At 72.0% G+C, this 20,637-nt stretch carries 17 protein-coding genes and 1 pseudogene; 8 read left to right on the top strand and 10 right to left on the bottom strand.

The features are described from left to right. Positions 1 to 223 precede the first annotated feature (223 nt). Positions 224 to 328 carry a multicopper oxidase domain-containing protein gene (locus ACZ69I_RS16365; RefSeq protein WP_470832803.1) on the top strand — a complete coding sequence of 35 codons (105 nt, stop codon included), beginning with the start codon at positions 224 to 226 and terminating at the stop codon, positions 326 to 328. A 122-nt stretch (positions 329 to 450) separates the two neighbouring features. On the opposite strand, the gene ACZ69I_RS16360 is transcribed toward ACZ69I_RS16365, so the two are convergent. The 5 genes and pseudogenes from ACZ69I_RS16360 to ACZ69I_RS16340 all read right to left on the bottom strand — a co-directional run bounded on the left by ACZ69I_RS16360 (position 451) and on the right by ACZ69I_RS16340 (position 4,474). Then, positions 451 to 885: a VOC family protein gene (locus ACZ69I_RS16360; protein ID WP_467674883.1), complete on the bottom strand. Its 435-nt coding sequence runs from the start codon at positions 883 to 885 to the stop codon at positions 451 to 453. 63 nt (positions 886 to 948) lie between these two features. Further along, positions 949 to 1,494 (bottom strand): annotated as a pseudogene (locus tag ACZ69I_RS16355) (DinB family protein); the annotation flags it as partial. Between the two features lie 36 nt (positions 1,495 to 1,530). After that, positions 1,531 to 2,157: a class I SAM-dependent methyltransferase gene (locus ACZ69I_RS16350; protein ID WP_470832801.1), complete on the bottom strand. Its 627-nt coding sequence runs from the start codon at positions 2,155 to 2,157 to the stop codon at positions 1,531 to 1,533. Between the two features lie 180 nt (positions 2,158 to 2,337). Beyond that, positions 2,338 to 3,264 carry a cation diffusion facilitator family transporter gene (locus ACZ69I_RS16345; RefSeq protein WP_470832800.1) on the bottom strand — a complete coding sequence of 309 codons (927 nt, stop codon included), beginning with the start codon at positions 3,262 to 3,264 and terminating at the stop codon, positions 2,338 to 2,340. A gap of 118 nt (positions 3,265 to 3,382) precedes the next feature. Then, a complete protein-coding gene (locus ACZ69I_RS16340; RefSeq protein WP_470832798.1) occupies positions 3,383 to 4,474 on the bottom strand; it encodes a mechanosensitive ion channel family protein in 1,092 nt (363 codons plus the stop codon). Between the two features lie 441 nt (positions 4,475 to 4,915). On the opposite strand from ACZ69I_RS16340, the gene ACZ69I_RS16335 reads away from it, so the two are divergent. From ACZ69I_RS16335 to ACZ69I_RS16310, 6 genes are all read left to right on the top strand, one after another. After that, positions 4,916 to 6,049, top strand: coding sequence for an ROK family protein (locus tag ACZ69I_RS16335; protein ID WP_470832797.1), 1,134 nt, complete (start codon positions 4,916 to 4,918; stop codon positions 6,047 to 6,049). Positions 6,050 to 6,115: 66 nt separating this feature from the next. Beyond that, complete coding sequence (locus tag ACZ69I_RS16330; protein WP_470832796.1) at positions 6,116 to 7,372, top strand: ABC transporter substrate-binding protein; 1,257 nt, start codon at positions 6,116 to 6,118, stop codon at positions 7,370 to 7,372. Next, positions 7,369 to 8,313, top strand: a complete 945-nt coding sequence (locus tag ACZ69I_RS16325; protein WP_467674897.1) for a carbohydrate ABC transporter permease — start codon at positions 7,369 to 7,371, stop codon at positions 8,311 to 8,313. Before ACZ69I_RS16330 ends, ACZ69I_RS16325 begins: the two co-directional genes overlap by 4 nt. Then, the gene (locus ACZ69I_RS16320; RefSeq protein WP_470832795.1) at positions 8,306 to 9,160 is read left to right on the top strand and encodes a carbohydrate ABC transporter permease; all 855 of its coding nucleotides are present in this window, start codon (positions 8,306 to 8,308) and stop codon (positions 9,158 to 9,160) included. The genes ACZ69I_RS16325 and ACZ69I_RS16320 overlap by 8 nt, the downstream gene beginning before the upstream one ends. A gap of 56 nt (positions 9,161 to 9,216) precedes the next feature. Then, positions 9,217 to 10,233, top strand: a complete 1,017-nt coding sequence (locus ACZ69I_RS16315) for a Gfo/Idh/MocA family protein (protein WP_470832794.1) — start codon at positions 9,217 to 9,219, stop codon at positions 10,231 to 10,233. Continuing rightward, positions 10,230 to 11,258 (top strand): Gfo/Idh/MocA family protein, encoded by a 1,029-nt coding sequence (locus ACZ69I_RS16310; protein WP_470832793.1) that lies wholly within the window; start codon positions 10,230 to 10,232, stop codon positions 11,256 to 11,258. The genes ACZ69I_RS16315 and ACZ69I_RS16310 overlap by 4 nt, the downstream gene beginning before the upstream one ends. 7 nt (positions 11,259 to 11,265) lie before the next feature. On the opposite strand, the gene ACZ69I_RS16305 is transcribed toward ACZ69I_RS16310, so the two are convergent. From ACZ69I_RS16305 to ACZ69I_RS16285, 5 genes are all read right to left on the bottom strand, one after another. Beyond that, positions 11,266 to 12,453: an FAD-dependent monooxygenase gene (locus ACZ69I_RS16305; RefSeq protein ID WP_470832791.1), complete on the bottom strand. Its 1,188-nt coding sequence runs from the start codon at positions 12,451 to 12,453 to the stop codon at positions 11,266 to 11,268. Next, positions 12,450 to 13,841 (bottom strand): MFS transporter, encoded by a 1,392-nt coding sequence (locus tag ACZ69I_RS16300; RefSeq protein WP_470832790.1) that lies wholly within the window; start codon positions 13,839 to 13,841, stop codon positions 12,450 to 12,452. The genes ACZ69I_RS16305 and ACZ69I_RS16300 overlap by 4 nt, the downstream gene beginning before the upstream one ends. Before the next feature lie 85 nt (positions 13,842 to 13,926). Beyond that, positions 13,927 to 14,619, bottom strand: coding sequence for a response regulator transcription factor (locus ACZ69I_RS16295; protein WP_470832788.1), 693 nt, complete (start codon positions 14,617 to 14,619; stop codon positions 13,927 to 13,929). Beyond that, positions 14,616 to 15,926, bottom strand: a complete 1,311-nt coding sequence (locus tag ACZ69I_RS16290) for a sensor histidine kinase (RefSeq protein WP_470832786.1) — start codon at positions 15,924 to 15,926, stop codon at positions 14,616 to 14,618. The genes ACZ69I_RS16295 and ACZ69I_RS16290 overlap by 4 nt, the downstream gene beginning before the upstream one ends. A 7-nt stretch (positions 15,927 to 15,933) precedes the next feature. After that, complete coding sequence (locus ACZ69I_RS16285; protein WP_470832784.1) at positions 15,934 to 18,162, bottom strand: MMPL family transporter; 2,229 nt, start codon at positions 18,160 to 18,162, stop codon at positions 15,934 to 15,936. Between the two features lie 300 nt (positions 18,163 to 18,462). Here ACZ69I_RS16285 and ACZ69I_RS16280 point away from each other — a divergent pair, with 300 nt between their 5' ends. Beyond that, positions 18,463 to 20,568, top strand: coding sequence for a tetratricopeptide repeat protein (locus tag ACZ69I_RS16280; protein ID WP_470832782.1), 2,106 nt, complete (start codon positions 18,463 to 18,465; stop codon positions 20,566 to 20,568). Positions 20,569 to 20,637: the final 69 nt, after the last annotated feature.

Here is a 20,637-nt window from a genome sequence, read left to right as displayed (position 1 = left end):
TCCTGGGTGCCGGTTGTAGATGTCGCAATCCACACCGAAACCAGAGGCCCTCGCCTCGTTCAAGGACCGCTCAAGGCGTGTCGCCTGTCACCAACGTTCCGGGACAGCACACCTAGGGCCGCGACTGTGAAGCCGTGCATTCTGCCCTCCCGGCTGAGCGTCACGAAGCGAGGTCCTGGGGTGTCGCAGTCCCTGCGGACAGCCGGCGAGAGCCAGTAGCCCCGTGAACGTGGCGCCGGGCGAGACCTACGAGGTCGCCGTCAAGGCCGACAACCCCGGTATGTGGATGGACCATTGCCACAACCTGTTCAAGCCAAGGTCGGCATGATGCTCCACCTCGTCCACGCCGGGGTGACCACCCCTACGAGTCCGGCACAGCCTTTCCCGAACCAGCCGGAACAATTGCGCGTGCTGGACCACCCACCCAGGGCTCCCGGCCCCGTCGGTCCATCACGCGGAGGCCGCCGCGACGCAGAACTCGTTGCCCTCCGGGTCGGCCATCACGACATGGTGCTCGTCGAACTTCTCCAGGATGGTCCCGCCCGCCCGCACCAGGCGTGCGGACTCCGCCGTGATCCGTGCCCACCGCTCGTCCGGACTGCCGTGACCCGGCACTCGGACGTCCATGTGCAGCCGGTTCTTCGCCGTCTTGGGCTCGGGGACCTTGAGGATGCAGAGGCGCGGGCCGACGCCGTCGGGGTCGCAGAGCCATGCGCCGTCGTCCGCGGAGTCGTCCTCGGGCAGGTCGAACTGCGCGAGCCACTCCTCGCGCGTCGTGAAGGGCGCGGGCGGAGGCTCGTCGACATAGCCCAGGGCCGTCTTCCAGAAGACGGCAAGGGCCTGTGTGTTCGCACCGTCGAGTGTCAGGTCGATTCTGGCTGCCATGGAGGGACGGTACTCCCCATGCAGGGACGGTACTCCCCGTGGAGGGGCCGTACCGTGCCCTGCTCAGCGCCCCGTGCTGCCGTCGAGGAGTTCGCGGAGGATGTCCGCGTGGCCCGCGTGCCGGCCGGTCTCCTCGATCATGTGGGTGAGCGCCCAGCGGACGCTCGGCCCCGGGCGTCCGGGGCGGGGGAGCGGGGCGCCGAGGTCGGTACACGTGTCGAGCACCTTGTTCGCCCGGTCCACGGTGTCCCGGTAGCGGGCGACGACGTCGGCGACCGTGTCCCGCGGATCAGGCCGGAACGTCGCCTGCCAGTCGGCGACCTGCTCACCGAGGAACGTCGCGCTCTCGACGGCGATCAGATGGGTGAGCAGGCCGAGAAGGTTCGTGCCCGAGGGTACGGCCCCTGTCCGGGCACCAGGCTCCGGCGCACCCTCGACCTTCCCGGCGATCGATGTGCGCAGGTAGTCGAGGAATCCGCGCAGGACTTCGGGCTCGTTGTTCGCGGTGCGGGGCGGTGGGGCGTCGATGCGGCGGGAGACGGCGGGCATGGCGTTCTCCTGGTGGCGTGGGGTTGTGGCGGGGTGGGTGATGTGGCTGGGGATATGGCGCGCGGTCGAGTCCGGGAGGGGCGTCGCGTCGCGCGGTCAGCCGTCCCGGCGGATGAGCAGCACGTGGTCCACGACCTCCGCGGTGCTCCCGTCGCGACCCGGCGCGACCCGGCGCGGCGCGTCCGCCCGTTCGACCGACCACCGTGCGGGGGAGAGGCGCAGCAGGCCCGCGACCTCCTCCGGAGACGGGAACCGCACGTCCGGGTCCTGGTTCCACGACCACGGCGCGGTCGACCCGTGGTCGACGACCAGCAGTCGGCCGCCCGGACGCAGCAGGTGGGCGGCGGAGCGAAGGACGGCCGTCCGGTCCTGCTCGTAGGGGGTGTGGAAGTAGTGGGCGGTGATGAGGTCGAAGGCCAGCTCGGGCAGGGAGGAACGGACGTCGTGCTGCCGGGCGGTGATCCGGTCGTCCAGGCCGCGCGAGCGGGCCAGGCGGGTGAGCCGCGTGGCCGCCACGTCCGAGACGTCGAGGGCGGTGACCCGCCAGCCCAGGCCCGCGAGCCACAGCGCGTCGCCGCCACCGCCGCACCCGAGGTCCAGCGCGTCACCCGGGGGCAGCGCGCCGACCGTCTCGACGAGGCGGACGTTCGGTCGCGGGTCGGTGGGCGCGGGCATCTCCGCGTACATCTTGTCCCAGTACGCTGCCGCGTCGGTCTGCTCCATCGGGTTCCTTCCCCTCGGTTCACGTGGGAGCGAGTTTCATCCGATGAGGCGCGGACTGGCATCTATCGTTGCCGATTCGGCAAGTTGCCGGTCGGTAGGCCGCAGTGCGGGGAGCGAAGTGCCGACGGCACGGCTACGGGCGGGGTGCGGCTACGACGGCCGCCGCCGCGTGCGGCGCCGCTACGTGTGCAGCGCCCCGCCCTCCTCCACATGCCCCTCCGGCTCCAGCTGGATCGTCGAGTGGGCCACGTCGAAGTGGCCCCCGACGCACCCCTGCAGACGGCCGAGAAGAGCCCCGTATCCGCCCGCGAGCGCCTCGTCCGTGACCACCACGTGGGCGGTGAGCACCGGCATTCCCGAGGTGACCGTCCAGCCGTGCAGATCGTGCACGGCGATCACACCCGGCTCCTCCATCAGGTGCCTGCGCACCTCGTCGAGGTCGACGTCCTGCGGAGTCGCCTCGAGCAGGACGTGCACGGCGTCCCGCAGCAGCCCGTACGCGCGCGGCACGATCAGCAGGCCGATGACGATCGAGGCGATCGGGTCCGCGGCCTGCCAGCCGGTGAGCAGGATGATCAGGCCGCCGACGATCACGGCGACCGAGCCGAGCGCGTCCCCGAGGACCTCCAGGTACGCGCCGCGCAGATTGAGGCTCTTCTCCTTGGCGTCCCGCAGCAGCCACAGGCCCACCAGATTGGCGAGGAGCCCGCCCACCGCGACCACGAACATCAGGCCGCCCTTGACCTCCACCGGCTCGCTGAACCGGCCGATCGCCGACCACAGGACCCATACGAAGATGGCGACGAGGAGCAGCGCGTTCAGGGCCGCGGAGAAGATCTCCACCCGGTAGAAGCCGAAGGTGCGGCGCGGCGTCGGCGCGCGCTGGGCCAGGGTGATGGCCCCGAGGGCCAGCGCGACGCCCACCGCGTCGGTCAGGCTGTGCGCGGCGTCGGCGAGCAGGGCGAGGCTGCCGGACAGGAGCGCGCCGACCACCTGGATGACGGTGATCGTGGCGCTGATGCCGATGGTCCACAGCAGGCGGTCGCGGTACGTCCCGCTCAGCGTGCCGCCCGCCGTCGCCGCGGCCGGACCGTGGTCGTGCCCCATGTCCGCGAGTGGATCACGCGGTGCGGGGCGCCGCCACCGAGCGGTCGGCCACTCGGCTCACAGCGCCCCGACCGGGCCACCGGCGGCTCTGCCGGTAATAGCGCTGTCAGTGGATCTGTTAGTGGAGCTGCTGGGACACCGAGGCGTCGCGCTGGTGCGGGATGCCGAGCGGCGGGGGCAGCTCGCCCTGCTGGACGGTCACCGTGCGGGCCGGGGCGGGGACCCGGATGCCCTCGGCGCGGTAGCGCTGGTGCAGGCGCTTGATGAACTCGTGCTTGATCCGGTACTGGTCGCTGAACTCACCGACGCCGAGGATCACCGTGAAGCTGATCCGGGAGTCGCCGAAGGTGTGGAAGCGGATGGCGGCCTCGTGGTCGGGGACCGCCCCGGTGATGTCGGCCATCACCTCGTCCACGACCTCGGTCGTGACCCGCTCGACGTGCTCCAGGTCGCTGTCGTAGCTGACCCCGACCTGCACCGTGATCGACAGCTCCTGCTCGGGGCGGCTGAAGTTGGTCATGTTGGTGCTGGCGAGCTTGGCGTTGGGGATGATCACGAGGTTGTTGGAGAGCTGACGGACCACGGTGTTGCGCCAGTTGATGTCGACGACATAGCCCTCCTCCCCGCTGCTGAGCTGGATGTAGTCCCCGGGCTGCACGGTCTTCGCCGCCAGGATGTGCACGCCCGCGAAGAGGTTGGCGAGCGTGTCCTGGAGGGCGAGGGCCACGGCGAGGCCGCCGACGCCGAGCGCGGTGAGCAGCGGCGCGATGGAGACGCCGAGGGTCTGCAGGACGACGAGGAAGCCCATCGCGAGCACCACGACCCGCGTGATGTTCACGAAGATGGTGGCCGAGCCCGCGACGCCGGAGCGGGACTGGGCCACGGCCCTGACCAGGCCGGTCACGATCCGGGCCGCCGTGAGGGTGGCCGCGATGATGAGCAGCGCCGTCAGCGTCATCGTGACGTTGCGGCCGGTGCGCGGGGTGAGCGGCAGCGCGCCCGCGCCCGCGGCGAGTCCGGCGGTGATGGCAGCGCAGGGGACGAGGGTGCGCAGGGCGTCGACGATGACGTCGTCACCGCTCCACCGGGTCCGGCTGGCCCGCTCGCCCAGCCACCGCAGCAGCGCGCGGAGCAGCAGCCCGGCCATGACTCCGGCGGCCACCGCGATCCCGGCGGCCATCCAGTCGTGCAGGGTGAGCGCACGGGTCATCGGTTCGCTCCCCTCGTACGGGGGGTGGGTTTCGTCGTACGGGACGAGTGCGTACGGGACGAGTACTCCGTCGTACGGGGCGACTGCCCCGCCACGCGGCGTATGTGAGGTGTCGTCACCTTGTGTTACCTGCTCGATTCCGGGAGTTCGATGACGCGGGGCCGGAGGCCCGGCCCGGCGCGGACGTCATCCTGCCCCATCGTGCGACGCCGGGCGCACCTGCCCCTACCTGGATCTTCACGAACCGGCCACGTCCGTCCGCCGGCCGTGCACGCGCCGGTGCCGAGCGCCCGCGCCACGCCGGACTCGTGGAAAAGCGTGCCGTCGAAGGGGTTCCCGGGCCGCCGCTGTTATGCAAGTCTCCTTTTCAATTCCGCGGGCCCGTGGACATCGCGGCCCGTCAACTGGGCTGCTGTCGCCCGGATACGGGGTGAAGCAGTGATGCACAACACGGCGCGTGGGCACGACTTGGTCGCGTTGCGGCGGCTGAACACCACGGTCGTGCTCCGCGCCCTGCACCGCCGCAGCCCGCGGACGCTCGCCGAACTCGCTTCGGGCACCGGCCTGTCCAGGCCCACCGTGGAAGCCGCCGTCGAGGAGCTCACCGAGCGCGGGCTCGTCGGCGAGTCCGCCGAGGACCCGGGCGAGCGCACGCCGGGACGGCCCGCGCGCCGCTTCCGCTTCCGCACCGAGGCCGGTCACGTGCTCGGCGTCGACATAGGGCTGCACAAGATGGTCCTGCTCCTCGCCGACCTCGGCGGCACGGTCCTGGCCGCCGAGCGCCGTGACATCGACCCGGGGCTCGGCGGTGCCGCCCGCCTCGACCTGCTGCGCCACGGCACGGAGACCTTCCTGGCCGCCCACGCCCCGCGCCGCGCCGCCGTCCTCGCCCGCTGCGTGGGCGTGCCCGGCGTGGTGGACACCGGCGGCGTCGTCACCTCCCTGGTGGTGCCCGAGTGGACCGGCGTCGACCTCGGGCGGCTCATCGAGGAGGGTGGGCCCGGCCACGCCCTCCTCGAGAACGACGTGAACCTCGCCGTCCTCGCCGAGCGCTGGCAGGGCGCCGCCACCCTCGCGGCCGACGTCGTCTGCGTACTCACCGGGCACCGCGTCTCGTGCAGCCTCACCATCGGCGGGCGGCTGCACCGGGGCAGACGCGGCGGCGCGGGCGAGCTCGGCCTGCTGCCGCTGCTCGGCATGAGCAGCGCGCAGGAAGCCCTGCGCTGGCCGGGCGTCCGCCGCGCCGGGGAGTCCGAAGTGGCCGCGCTCGCCCGCGCGGCGGACCGCGCGGACCCCCGGGCGCTGGCCGCCGTCGGAGACTTCGCGGACCGCCTGGCACCGGGCATCGCGGCCCTGTCCCTCGCCGTCGACCCGGAACTGGTCGTGCTGACCGGCGGGGCGATCCCGGTCGGCCGGCACCTCGTGCCGCTGCTCCAGGAGCGGCTGCACCCCATGACCCTGCACGTCCCGCGCATCGCGCTGAGCTCGCTCGGCGAGCGGGGCGTCGCCCTCGGCGCCGTACGCAAGGCGCTCGACCACGTGGAGGAGGAACTGCTCGCGGACACGGCGTCCTGAGGCGCGCCCCGATGCGGGGGCGGGTCGCGGCGGCGCCCGACGACTTCCTGGGAGGCGAAGGCGCACATGCGCAGAAGGACTCTGCTCGGCGGGGCGCTGGCGGCCCCCTTGCTCGCCGCCTGCTCCGACGGGGGCGACGGCTCGGGCGGCGGGGGCCGGACGACGCTCACGTACGGCATGTGGGACCCGGCGCAGGTGCCGGGCATGCAGAAGATCATCGCCGCGTTCGAGAAGGAGAACCCGCGGGTCTCCGTGCGCATCGAGCTGACGCCGTGGGCGAGTTACTGGACGACGCTCAAGACCTCGATGCGCGGTGGCACCGCCCCCGACGTGTTCTGGATGAACGCCGTCAACTTCCAGCTGTACGCGTCGGGCGGCGTCCTCGAACCGCTCTCCGGCCACATCAAGGCCGACGCCACGCCCGTCGACCGGCACCCGGAAGCACTGGTGAAGCTCTACGCCCACCGCGGCACGCAGTACGGCCTGCCCAAGGACTTCGACACCATCGGCCTCTGGTACAACAAGAAACTCTTCGACCGGGCGGGCATCACGTACCCGGATGCGACCTGGACCTGGGACGACGTGCGTGACGCGGCCGCCGAGCTCACCAATCCCCGTGAGCGCGTCCACGGGTTCGCCGCCGAGATGGACCGGCAGGGCAAGATCTACCCGGCCGTCTGCGGCGCGGGCGGCTACATCATCGAGGACGGCCACTCCGGGTTCGGCGACGAGCGGTCCGTCGAGGGCCTGCGCTTCCTGACCGACATGGTCGACCGCGGCTGGTCACCCCCGCAGAGCGCGATGACGGAGTCCGTCGGGCGGGTGCGCTACTGGTCGGAGAAGGTCGCCATGAACTACGACCTGTCCGCGATGGCCGGGCAGATGTACGCCGTACCCGCCCTCAAGGACCACGGCGGCATCGCCGTGCTGCCCAAGGGCCGTCGCAGGGCCACCATCATCCACGGCCTGGCCAACGTGATCTCCGCCAAGAGCGACAAGAAGGCGGCGGCCTGGAAGTTCGTGCACTTCATGGCGGGCCGTGCGGCGGCCGAGATCCAGGCGAAGGCGGGCGTCACCATCTCCTCGTACGGGGGGACGCAGGACGCCTGGCTCAAGTCGATGCCGGAATTCGACCTGAAGCACTTCATCGAGATGCAGAAGTACGCCGTGCCGTATCCGAGCTCCGAGAACACCGCCGTCTGGGAGAACCTCCAATACCCGCTACTCGGCGCCGCGTTCAGCGGAAAGGGCGGCATCGAAAGCGCCGCCCGCACGCTGGGCGAGCAGATGGACCGGGCCCTGAAGGAGGAACGCGCCTCATGAGTGTCTTTCCCGCCACGGCGGCCGCGAAATCGGCGGGGCGCCGGGCCGCCGCCTCCGAGGCCCGCCCCACGTCCCGCAACCAGAAGGCCGCGTACTGGTTCATCGCACCGCTCGGCATCGGCTTCGCCGTCTTCTACTTCTGGCCCCTGCTGCAGACGTTCTACTTCAGTTTCACCGAATTCGGGGCGTTCGGCGGCCATACGTTCGTCGGCACCGACAACTACGTCCGCGTCGTCAAGGACGTCACCGTCTGGCAGGCGCTCGGCAACACTCTGATCTACAGCCTCATCGGACTGGCCGCGCTGCCGATCGCGATCGTCGTGGCCTCGCTCCTGAACCGGCGGGGGCTGCGCGGCGTATCGCTCTACCGGGCCCTGTACTTCGTGCCGTTCGTGACGCTGCCCGTCGCCGTCGGCCTGGTCTGGAACTGGCTCTACAACGGCGACTTCGGGCTCCTCAACGAAATCCTCGGCTGGTTCGGAGTCGACCGGCACTACTGGGTCTCGGACCCCTCCACGGCCGTCTACGCGATCGGGACCGTGATCGTCTGGTCGACCACCGGCTACTACTTGATCATCTTCATGGCGGGAATCAAGGGAATTCCGCAGGACTACTACGAAGCCGCGGAACTCGACGGGGCCGGGGCGCTGCGCAGATTCTTCACCATCACCCTCCCGCTGCTCAGCCCCACCATCTTCTTCGCCTCCGTCATCTGCATGATCAATTCACTGCAGACCTTCGACCTGATCTACATCATGATGGCCGAGAAGAACCCCGCGATCGGGGACACCCAGTCGATCGTCGGCCTCTTCTACAAATGGGCGTTCATGGAGAACGCGCAGGGCGCGGCGGCCGCGCTCGCCTTTCTGCTCATGCTCGTCATCGCGGGCCTGACGTTCCTGCAGTTCCGGCTCCAGAAGAGGTGGGTGCACTATGCCTGAGCACACGGACGCCGCACCGAAGCGCAGGCGCGTCGACGCCGGGTCCTTCGCCACCCACGCCGTCCTCTCCTTCGGCGCGCTCATCATGGTCTTCCCCTTCCTGTGGCAGCTGCTCACCGCGCTCAAGACCCTCGCGGAGACCTCGCGCGTACCGCCCACCTTCCTGCCCGACACCTGGAACTGGAGCAGCTTCGAAGAGGTCTTCACCGCCCTGCCCTTCCGGGAGATGCTCACCAACAGCCTGATCAACACCGTCGGGCGCACCCTCGGCCAGCTCGTCTTCTGCTCGCTCGCGGCCTATGCCTTCGCGCGCATGCAATTCCGGGGCCGCAACGCGCTGTTCGCGCTCTTCCTCTCCGTGCTGATGGTGCCGAGTTCGCTGCTCGTCCTGCCGCAGTACGACATCGTCCAGTGGCTCGGCCTGCTCAACACCGCCCCCGCGCTCTTCCTGCCCGGCATGTTCAGCGCCTTCGGCACCTTCATGCTGCGCCAGTTCTTCCTCACGCTCCCCAAGGAGCTGGAGGAGGCCGCCCGCATCGACGGCGCGGGTTCCTTCCGCATCTTCTGGTCGATCATGCTGCCGCTGATCCGGCCCGCGCTGTCCGCCCTCGCCGTCATCACCGCCATGTGGTCCTGGAACGACCTGCTGTGGCCGCTGATCGTCAACACCGACCCGCAGAAGATGCCGATCAGCGCCGGACTGACCTCCCTTGAAGGGCAGTTCGAGACCAACTATCCGGTGATGATGGCCGGTTCGCTCATCGCGAGCCTGCCGATGCTCCTCGTCTACGTCTTCCTCCAGCGGCACTTCGTCCAGAGCGTCGCCCTGTCCGGCTCCAAGAGCTGACCCCCCCCACGGCAAAGCCCCCACGGAAGAACCCCACGGAAAGGCAGTCGTTCCCTATGCCACCGCTGCACATCGGCCTGCTCGGCGCCGGCGGGATCGCCCGCGCCCATCTGCCCGGCTGGCTGGCGCTCGGCGCCCGGGTGAGCCTGTACACCGTCGACAGCTCCGCGGAGAAGCTCGCCGCCGAGTACGCGGAGCGCGGGCACGACGTCCGGGCCGTCGACTCCCTGGACGACGTCCTCGCGAGCGCGCACGCCGTAGACGTCTGCACCCCGACCGCCACCCACAAGCCCCTCGCCCTCGCCGCCGTCGCCGCGGGCCGGCACGTCGTCTGCGAGAAGCCGCTCGCACTCACGGCCCGCGACGCCGAGGAGATCGCGGACGCCGCCGACGCCGCGGGCGTACGGCTCCACCCCGCCCATGTGGTGCGCTACTTCCCGGCGTACGCGGCCCTTTACCGGGCCGTCGTCCGCGGTGACCTCGGCGCACTCGCCGTGCTCCGCTTCACTCGCGGTGGGGCCCGGCCCCAGTGGGCGCCCTGGTTCGGCGACCCGGCCCAGTCAGGCGGCGTCATCCTGGACCTGATGGTGCACGACATCGACATCGCCCGCTGGCTCGCGGGCGACGTGGTCCGCGTACACGCGCGCACCCGCGGCGTCGAACACGCCACCGGCGTCCCGCCCGAGGTGGTCACCTCGACCGCCGTGCTCACCCACGCGTCGGGCGCGGTCAGCCACATCAACGGACTGTGGGGCCTGCCCGACCAGCGCTTCCGCACGACGTTCCGGGTCGCGGGCGCCGACGGCCTCCTGCACCACGACTCCACCGCCGCGCCGGGCTTCCGGATCACCGCCCAGGGCGTACGCCCCGCCGACGAGGGCATTCCCTCCAGCCCCATGACCGAGAGCCCCTACCTCACCGAGCTCCGTGAGTTCGCCGCGTCCTGGGCGGACGGCGGACCCGCACCACGGGTGAGCGCCCGCGACGGCGTCGAAGCGGTGCGGATAGCGGAGGCCGCGGCGGAGTCCAGCCGCACCGGCCGCGTCATCGAGATCGAGGAGACAGCACGATGAAGGTCGCCGTCCTGTCGTTCGCCCACGTGCACGCCGCCGGCTACCTGCGCCTCCTCGCCGGGATGCCCGGCATCGAGGTCCTGGGCAGCGACCCCGACACGGACCTCGCCGCCCCCGGCGAGGTACGCGGCCGCGCCGTCGCGGAGGCCGCGGGGGCCGCCTACGCGGACACGTACGAGGAGGCCTTCGCCTGGGGCCCGGACGCCGTGATCGTCTGCTCCGAGAACGCCCGGCACCGCCCCCTGGTCGAGCGTGCCGCGGCGCACGGCGTGCCCGTCCTCTGCGAGAAGCCGCTGGCCGCCTCGGTCGCGGACGGGGAGGCGATGGTCGCCGCCTGCCGTGCCGCGGGAGTACGGCTCGCGGTGGCCTTCCCGGTGCGCTTCAGCCCGGCGTACGCCGCCGTGAAGGCGGCCGTCGCCTCGGGCGCGGCAGGGCAGGTCCTCACGGTGTCGGGCGCGAACAACGGCGCCATGCCGACGCGCGCCCGCCGCTGGTTCGCCGAGCCCGAACTGTCCGGCGGCGGCGCCCTGATGGACCACACCGTGCACATAGCCGACCTCCTCGACGACCTCTTCGGCGAGGCACGGCCCGTCGAGGTGTACGCGCAGACCAACAACCTCCTGTACGCCGACGAGGTCGCCGCCGAGACCAGTGGCCTGGTCAGCGTGACCTACTCCAACGGCGCCGTCGCCACCATCGACTGCAGCTGGTCCCACCCCCGCTCGCACCACTCCTGGGGCGGCCTCGAACTCACCGTCGTAGGGGAGCGGGCCACCCTGGAGATGGACGCCTTCGACCAGAAGGTGCACGGCTTCAGCGAGCGCCGGGGCCACGGCACGGAGGTGCCGTTCGGGGTCGACCTCGACGCACTCATGCTGCGCGCCTTCCTGTTCGGCCCCGAGGAGGGCGGCATGACCGTCGCCGACGGCGAGGGCGGCCTGCGGACGCTGCGCGTCGTGGCGGCCGGGTACGCGTCCGCCGCGAGCGGCGTCCCGGTTCCCCTGGGCCGCCCTTCACCGGCATGAGGTCACATCATCCGGTGAACGGTGGCAGAGTCAGGGCCGAGTGGGCCGGACGGGCCGGGGCGGAGGGCAGGGTGGCGAGGCCGCGCAGCATGGTGTTGCGCTGCTCCAGGGCTTCCGTCGTGGTGGGGAAGAGCCCGGCCGAGCTGCTGTCGACCAGTGCCTGATTCAGGTCCACGAACGTGCGGAAGCCCCGTTCGTAGGCGGCGAAGGCGGTGGTGTGGTCCCGGTTCGCGGCCAGGGAGTCGGCGAGCGTGTACGCACCGGCGAGCGCGAGGCTGGAGCCCTGCCCGGTCAGGAACGAGGGCGCGTACGCGGCGTCGCCGACGAGTGCGACCCGGCCGCTGGACCAGTGGGGCATGCGGATCTGTCCGGTCGTGTCGAAGAACACGTCGTCCGCGTCGCCCATGGCGTCGAGCATGCGGGGCACCTCCCACCCCGCGTCCGCGAAGACCGCGGAGACCAGGTCCCGTTGGGCGGCGGAGTCACGGAGGGCGTCGAGCGGCGGCTCCGGCAGGTGGAAGTTGAGGAAGACGTGCACCTGGTCGTCGTCCCCGACGGCGTAGAGGGCCGCGGCCTTCCCCGGGGTGGTCCACATCACGACTTCGCGGGAGAGCCCGTAGGAGTTCGGCATCGTGAAGACGGCGAAGCAGTATCCGAGGTAGCGGTGGAACTGCTCCTCGGGGCCGAACAGTGACGCGCGGGTGGCGGAGTGCGTGCCGTCGGCGCCGACCACCAGGTCGTACGTGTGCTGCCGCCCGCTGCGGAAGGTGACGTCGACCCCGCGCCCGCCCTGCCCGGACCGGTCGAGGGTGGCGATGGAGTCGCCGAACAGGAACTCCACGTCGTCCCGCACGCTCGCGTGGAGGATCGTGGCCAGATCCCCACGCCGCACCTCCAGGTCCTGCCCCTCGGCGCTGCCGACGAGGGCCGTCATGGCGACCGACGTCAGTTCGCTGCCGTCGGCCTCCAGGAAGGTACAGCGGCGTGAGTCGACGTGGGCGTCGCGCAAGCGCGGCAGCACCCCCATCCGCCGTACGACCTCGACCGCGGTGCCGCGGATGTCGATCGGATAGCCGCCGTCGCGCAGCGCGCCCGCCTTCTCCACGACGGTGACCGCGTACCCGTAGCGGTGCAGCCAGTACGCGAGGGCGGGTCCGGCGATGCTGGCACCGGAGATCAGAACGGTGGGTTTCACGCTCGGGCTCCTCTTCTCGTGACGCGGACAGTGAGCAGGGAAAGGGCGGCGACCAGACCGGCGAGGGCGAAGCCCGTGGCGAAGGCCGATTCGTCCGGCAGGCCCGTCAGCGGGTCGGCACCGGAGTCGAGGATCGCGCCGCCGATCTGGCCGCCGAGGGCGACGCCGATCAGGCGGGCCACCACGAGCAGACTGGTGGCGATGCCGGTGTCCTCGGCCTCGACGGCCGTGGCGGCACCGGCGAGCAGCGCCGTGGTGCCGACGCCCGCGGCGAACGCGGTGAACACCTTCGCGAGGACGAGGTGCCACGTCGTGGTGTGCAGCGCCGACAGAGCGATCAGTGTGGCCGCGGTGACGACGGTGCCCGCGACGACCACGGCACGCGGCCCGAAGCGCCGCGCCGCGACCCCGCCGACCGAATCGCTCAGCGACCCGGCGACGGCGCCGGGCAGGAGCAGCAGTCCGATGTCGGTGGTGCCGAGGCCGAAGCCGTACCCGTCGGCCGACAGCGCGAACAGCTGTGGGAGCAGGAAGAGCACCATTCCGAGACTGGTCGTGACGACGAGAGTGAGCACGCACGCATGCCACAGCGCGGGCTTCGCCAGCATGCGCGGATCGACCATCGGCGAGTCGGCCCGGCGCTCGACGACGACCCATCCGGCCGCGAGGGCGACCACGAGCACCGCGAGGACGGCGACCGCGCCCGGCGCCAGGCCGTTCGTCACCCGCACGAGTCCGATCATGAAGGTGAGTAACGTGCCGCTCAGCAGCACCACACCGGGCCAGTCGATCCCGCTCCCCGACGCAACGGGCGGGTCGTCCGGCATCAGCCGTGCCACGGCCGCCGCCGTCACAACGATCGCGAGCGTCGGCAGCGCGAACATCCAGTGCCAGGACAGCCCTTCAGCGATCGGTCCCGCACTCAGCGTGCCCACGATGCCGCCGCCCGTGAACAGCGCCATGACCAGCCCGATCGCCACCTGCGACGCGCCGGACGAGAGGTGTGTACGCACCAGGACGAACGAGAGGGGCAGCACGCCCACCATGACGCCCTGCAGCACCTGACCGAGCAGCAACGCAGGCAGGTTCGGCGCCAGGGCGGCCAGCAGACCACCGGCCGCGACCACGGCGCTCAGCCGGACGAGGACCCGTTTCCCGCCGTAGCGGTCGCCCAATTTCCCGACGGCGGGAGTGACGACCGCACCGGTGATGAGCAAGGCGTTGCCGATCAGCGCCCCTTCGCCGGGGCTGACTCCCAACTCGCCCTGCAGCAAAGGGAGTGCGGGTTCCACGACCGACTGCAGGGTGCCGAGGGCGAGTGCCAGGAGGCCGAGAGCGCCGATCGCCGGCTTCCCGATGCGGGCAGGCGAAAGCATCGATTCGGACATGACGTCCTCTTCCGTGTGGATGACGGGCAGGCGTGTGGACCTGCTTGAGGGGGTGAACTGCGAGGGGCGAAATACGAGGGGCGAACTACGACAGGCGGTCGGTGCCGCTCTCGGGGGTGGCGTGGGCCAGGCCCGTCCGGAAGGCGATGACGACGAGTTGCGCCCGGTCGCGGGCCGCCAGCTTCGTCATGGCGCGCTGCACGTGGGCGCGGACGGTGAAGGGGCTGAGGAACATCCGCTCGGCGATCTCCTGGTTGGACAGGCCGGTCGCGACCAGGGCCACCATCTCGCGTTCGCGCGGGGTGAGTGCGTCGAGCTGCTCGGGGCGGCGCGGCGGAGCGCCGTCCGGTGTGGCCAGGAACCGGGCGACCAGGGAGCGGGTCGCCGCGGGGGACAGGAGGTGCTCGCCCTCGGCGATCGTCCGTACGGCGTCGAGCAGGTCCTCGGCCCCGATGCCCTTGCCAATGAAGCCACCGGCGCCCGCGCGCAGCGCCCGAGCGACGTACTCGTCGGTCTCGTACGTGGTGAGGATCAGGATGCGGGTGTCGCGCAGTTCGGGGTCCGCGCAGATCTCCGACGTGGCGGTGAGACCGTCCACATCGGGCATCCGGATGTCCATGACGACCACGTCCGGGCGCAGTTCCCGGGTGAGGGCGACCGCCTCCCCGCCGTCGGCGGCCTCGCCGACCACGGTGATGTCGTCGGCGCTGTCGAGGAGCAGCCGGAACGCACCGCGCAGCAGCGCCTGATCGTCGGCGAGCAGCACCCGGAGCGTCACGGCGCACCTCCGGACTCTGCGTCGGCTGTTGGGCAGTCACCTGTCGCCCCGTCAGCAGTGGCCCCCACAGCGCCTGTTGATCCGTCCGGCCGGTGCGCCGCGGCCTTGGCGGGTGGGAAGGGCAGCTGGGTGGAGACGAGGAAGCCGCCTTCCGGCCGCCTGCCCGCGGAGAGCTGTCCCCCGACCGCGGTGGCACGCTCCCGCATGCCGATCAGGCCGTAACCGGGCGGACGGTCCGACGCCGCGGCAGGCATCGTACGGGCGCCTCCTCCGTCGTCGGCGACGCTGATGGTCACGCGGTCCCGGTGCCAGTCGAGGCACACCCGGGCGCTGCCGGTACCGGCGTGCTTGGTCACGTTGGTCAGGGCTTCCTGGACGATGCGGTAGGCGGTGAGGTCCACCCCCGGCGGCAGCGGCCTGGCCGTGCCCTCCTGCCGCACCGACACCTCAAGTCCCGCGCGGCGGAAGGATTCCAGGAGCGTGGGCAGCCGGAACAGGCCGGGCGCCGGTTCGGCGGGGGCGGCCGCGTCCCCGGACTGGCGCAGCAGGCCGACCGTGGCCCGCAGGTCGTCGAGCGCGTCGCCGGTGGTCCCGACGAGCTCGTTCAGGCTCTTGCGGGTCTGCTCGGGGTGGGAGTCGAAGAGGTGGGCGGCGACCGTGGCCTGCGCGTTGGCCAGAGTGATCTGATGGGCCACGAGGTCGTGCAGTTCCCGGGCGATGCGCACCCGTTCCTCGGCGACGCGCCTGCGCGCCTCGCTGTCCCGGCTCTCCTCGGCCTGCCGGGCCCGCTCCTCCATGGCTGCCAGATAGGCCCGGCGGTTCTGCACCGAGCGACCGAGTACCCCGGCGACCAGCGGGAACGCCGCCACCGCTCCCACCCTGGTCGCGTCCTTCCAGGAGAGGGTCCCGAACAGGGGAGCGGCGGCGAGGAGCAGCGCCACGGAGACGAGCAACACGGCGCTCGCCGCGCGCCGTTCGTCGCGCACGGTGAGCGAGTAGGAGTAGGCGGCGATCACGGCGGGCGCGACGACGAGCGGGCTCAGCATCAGGCCCAGGGGCAGCACCAGCGCGCCGCTCGCGGTCGTGACCGCCATGGCGGTCAGGGGCGCCCGGTGCCGCAGCGGCAGCACGGCACAGGACACCACGGCGACGAAGCAGGCGGCGGCGGACGGCGGTGCCAGCGCGGCCTCGTCGTCCCGCAGCACGCCGCCGAGCAGACAGAGCGCGAACGCCGCTGCCGTGACCGCCGCCTCCCGCCACCACGTGCGGCGTGATCGCGGGCCGCCATCCGTCCTCACCCTCGTCATGGCCGGCTCAGCTCCGGCCCACGGAGTGCCGCGGCGCCGCTGCGTCCGGCTCGGCGGCGGGGACATGCCGGTTCAGCGCCTCACCCTCGATGTCGACGTTCGGCAGCACACGGTTCAGGATACGAGGCAGCCACCAGGCCCGGTGGCCGAGGAGGGCGAGGACCGCGGGGGCGATCGCCATCCGGACCACGAAGGCGTCGAAGGCGACGGCGGCGGCCAGACCGACGCCCATCGTCTGGATGGTCGGATTGCTCATGCCGATGAACCCGGCGAACACGCTGATCATGATGATCGCCGCCGCGGCCACCACCCGTCCGCTGTGCCGGAATCCGGTGACGATCGCCTCGCCGGGGGAGGCGCCGTGGACGTACGTCTCCCGCATCCGGCTGAGGAGGAAGACCTCGTAGTCCATGGCGAGGCCGAACACGATGCCGACGACGAGGATCGGCATCAGCGACATCACCGGTCCCGTCTGCTCGATGCCGATCAGGCCGGCCGCCCAGCCCCACTGGAAGACGGCGACGAGGACGCCGAAGGCGGCGCCCACCGACAGCAGGAAGCCGAGTGCCGCCTTGACCGGGACGAGGACCGACCGGAAGACCACCATGAGCAGGAGCACCGCCAGGCCGATGACCACGGTCAGATAGGGGAGGAGGGCGTCGGACATCGCCTCGGAGATGTCGATGTTCATCGCGGTGGTGCCGGTGACCAGGATCCCGGCGCCCGTGTCGGCCCCGACGCCGGAGACCGCGCCCCGGATCGCGTGCACAAGATCCTTGGTCTCGCCGCTGTTCGGCGCGGTCCGCGGGACGGCGGTGAGGACGGCGGTGTCCTTGGTGCGGCTGAGCACCGGGTCACCGACCGACGCGACCCCGTCCACCGCCCGCACGGCCCTGACGACCCGGTCGGTGGTGGCACGGGCCTCCCCGGGCCGCGAGGACGTGTCCACGACCACGGTCAGCGGGCCGTTGAAGCCGGGGCCGAAGCCTTCCGACAGCAGGTCGTAGGCGCGGCGCTCGGTGGTCTCCACCGACTTGGACTCGTCGCCCGGCAGGCCGAGTTCGAGGCTCAGCGCGGGGAGGGCGACGACGCCGAGGCCGACGACGGCGGTCACGAGGACCGCCGCGGGGCGACACAGCACGAACCGCGCCCAGCGGGTGCCGAGTCCAGGGCGGTCCGTGGCAGTTGGGCGCGCGCCTCCCGGCCGGGCCGCCTTGCGGACGGCACGGGACAGAACGCGATGGCCGAAGAAGCCGAACAGCGCCGGGACCAGAGTGAGTGCGACGAGTACGGCGAGGGCCACGGCGCCCGCGCCGCCCAGGCCCATCTTGGTGAGTTCGGGGATTCCGACGACCCCGAGGCCGACCAGGGCGATGAAGACGGTCGCCCCGGCGAAGACGACGGCGGATCCGGCCGTGCCCACCGCCCGGCCCGCGGCCTCCTCCGGCGCGTGGCCCCGGGCGCGTTCGTCGCGGAAGCGGGAGGTGATGAAGAGCGCGTAGTCGATGCCGACCGCGAGGCCCAGCATCAGCGCGAGGATCGCGACGGTGGACGTCAGGCCCAGCGGCACGGTGAGGGCGGAGACCAGGCCGAAGGCGACGGCCACGCCCACGAAGGCGGTCAGCAGCGAAAGCCCGGCCGCGACCAGCGATCCGAGGGCGAGCACGAGGACGACCGCCGCCACCGCCACGCCGACGATCTCCGTCGTCCCGCCCGGTGCCTCCTCCGACTCCAGGGCCGAGCCGCCGATCTCCACGGTCAGCCCCGCGCCCCTGGCCCCGCTCGCGGCCTCTTCGAGGGCGTTCTTCGTCGGCCCGGTCAGGTCGACGGCGTCCGCGCTGTAGGTGATCGTCGAGTAGGCGATGGTGCCGTCCTTGCTGACGGCGCCGCTCTGGTACGGGTCGGTGGCCGACGCGACCTGATCGCCCCTGCCCAGCGAGCCGAGCGCCTTCTCGACGGCGGCTCTGTTCTCGCCGGCCGTCACCAACTGCCCGTCGGGGGCCTGGAACACGAGACGGGCCTCGGCGCCCTGGGAGTTGGTCCGCGGGAAACGTTCGTCGAGGAGGTCGAAGGCCTTCTGCGACTCGGTGCCGGGCATGGAGAGGTCCTCTTCCTCCCCGGTCGGCGCGAGGGCGGCAGCGGCGACGGCAAGGAGCAGGGCCCCGAGCCACAGGCCCCCCACGAGCCGCCGCCGCCGGAAGGCCCACCGCCCGATCCGGTAAAGAACTGTCGCCACCTGAGGATCACTCCAGACACCGCTCGGCCAGCCACCGCTGGGAAGGGAGGACGCGCGGGATCCGCGCACCTCCAACAGTCCCTTCCGGTGCCCCGCCGGGCATCGTTCCCCGACGCCGTCTTCCCCTGGTGCGCCCGGACCAGCCGCACACGTGGTCTGGTGCGTACGCACTACACGGACGCGCTGACACCGGGCGGGCAAGGCCTGCTTGCCGAATCGCTCGACCGGATCGCCGCCCGAGCGGAACAGCGCAGGACGGCCCCTGGTCCGTACGCCCTTACGGCCACCTAGAGTTGGGCCGTGGACGAACGGACGCGGAACAGCGTGGGCGGGCAGGCACGGATCGGGACGGTGGTCCAGGCCGGGCACGTCGAGATCCGGAACCTGTACAGCGGCTCCGACGACGGGGTGCTGCCGCATCAGATGCCACCCGACGTCCGGCACTTCGAGGACCGCGACGACCAGCGCACGCGCGTCCTCGGCGCCGTCGCCCGCCCCCGGTCGGCCGGTCGGCCGCTCGTCGTCTCGGCCACCGGCGTGCACGGCGTCGGCAAGACGGCCCTCGCCGTGCACCTGGCCCACCGCCTCGCCCACGACGGTGACTACGTGGTGCGGTACGTGGACCTCGACGACCACCGGCCCGACGGCGGAGCCGACCTGGCCGACGTCCTCGGCGAGTTGCTCCGCTCCTTCGGCGTGACCGACCTCCTGGAGAGCTCGACGGCACGGCGCCGCAGGCAGTACTGGGAGCAGACCGGCAAGCGCCGCCTCGTCCTCGTCCTCGACAACGCCTGCTCCGGCACCGAGATCACCCAGCTCCTTCCCTCGTCCGCGGAGAGCGTCGTCGTGGCCGTCAGCAGGCAGGCGCTGTACGACGTCGAGGGCGGAGTGGATCTGGAACTGCCGGTGGAGCCGCTCGAAGAGCCTTACGCGGAGAGCCTGTTGAGCCGGATCGTCGACGACCCCCGGCTCGCCGCCGATCCCGCCTCCGCCGCCGAACTCGCCCGGATCTGCGGCGGCCTGCCCGCCGCCCTCCACGTGGCCGCCGAATGGCTCCGCAAGCACCGCACCCGCAGGCTCGCACGGCTGACCGCCCAACTCGCTGCCGAACTCGACGCGAAGGGAGTTCCCGCGGTGGAGGCCGTATGGGATGCCGCCTACCAGGACCTCACCCCCGGCGCCGCCACGCTCTACCGGCTCCTCGTCGAGCACCCAGGGCCCTGGATCGACCCCGAAGCGGTCACCGCGCTGCTCGGCAGGGGAGAGGACGAGGCCGAGGACGCGCTCGACGAGCTCGTGCGGGCGAGCCTCCTGGCCCGTGGGCGCGACGGGCGGCTGCGCCTGCACGACCTGCTGCGCGCCCACGCGGTGCGCCGCGCGGACCGGGCGCGCAGGGACGACGGCGGAGCCGGGGCGGACGAGGGCAGGCGACGCGTCATCCGCTGGTACCTCCGCCAGGCCCAGCGCGCCGACGCCCTGCGCGCCGGGCCCCGCATGACCTTCGCCGAGCCGGTCCCGGCCCTCCCGGACACCCCCGACGCGGACTTCGGCATCACCGCCGCCGACGGGGGCGGGCGGCGGAAGGCGAAGGCGCTGCACTGGCTGGAGGCCCAACGGCTGGTGCTGCACGACTGCGTGCGCGTCGCCCACACGCACGGGCTCGACGAGGAGGCCTGGGCACTCTGCGAACCCCTGTGGACGCACTACCTCGACCACCCCCGCCTCACCCAGGTGATCGAGACATTCGGCATGGGACGCGACGCCGCGCTGCGCGCCGGACGTCCGCTCGCCGCGCTGGTCCGCATGCGCTGCCAGCTCGCGCGCCCGCTGTGGGAACGGGGGCGGTACGAGGACGCCGAAACCGAGCTGCGACTCGCGGCAGCGGCCGCGGAGACCCTCGGCGACGAGCTCCGGGAGAGGAAGCTGCGGGCCTCGGTCATCGAGTTCCGGGGACTGCTCGGCTCGGCCCGTGGCGAGTGGGCGGCAGCGGCCGCGGAGTTCGAGGCCTCCGCGCGCATCCACACGGAGATCGGCAACGCCTACGGCGCCATGCTGCAGACGTATCTGCTCGGCAAGGCCCGCACGGAACTGGGTGAACTCGCCGACGCGGAGCGGCTGTTGACGGACGCCCACGCGCGGGCCGGGGAGCTGGGGCGGGCCCGGCTGACCGCCCGGACCGGCTTCGCGCTCGCCCGGGTGCTGCGGAGTCTCGGGCGGCCCGAGGAGGCCAGGGGGCTCTACGACGAGGCGCTGGCGCAGGCCCGCCTCGACGCGTCCGTACGCGAGGAACTGCGTGTCCTGGACGCACTGGCGGAACTGGCCGAGGAGAGCGGGAACGCGGTGGAGGCGGCGGAGTTCCGGACCGCGGCACGGGCGGTACGGGAGCGCGGCGGCGGCCTCGACTGAGCGAAGCCCGCGCCGCGGCGGAGGGTGCGCACGTGACAACTCCACAGATTTATTTGTAGTCCCATAATG

The organism is Streptomyces sp. NPDC036815 (assembly GCF_055609205.1).
This window is presented reverse-complemented; position numbering and strand designations above follow the sequence as displayed.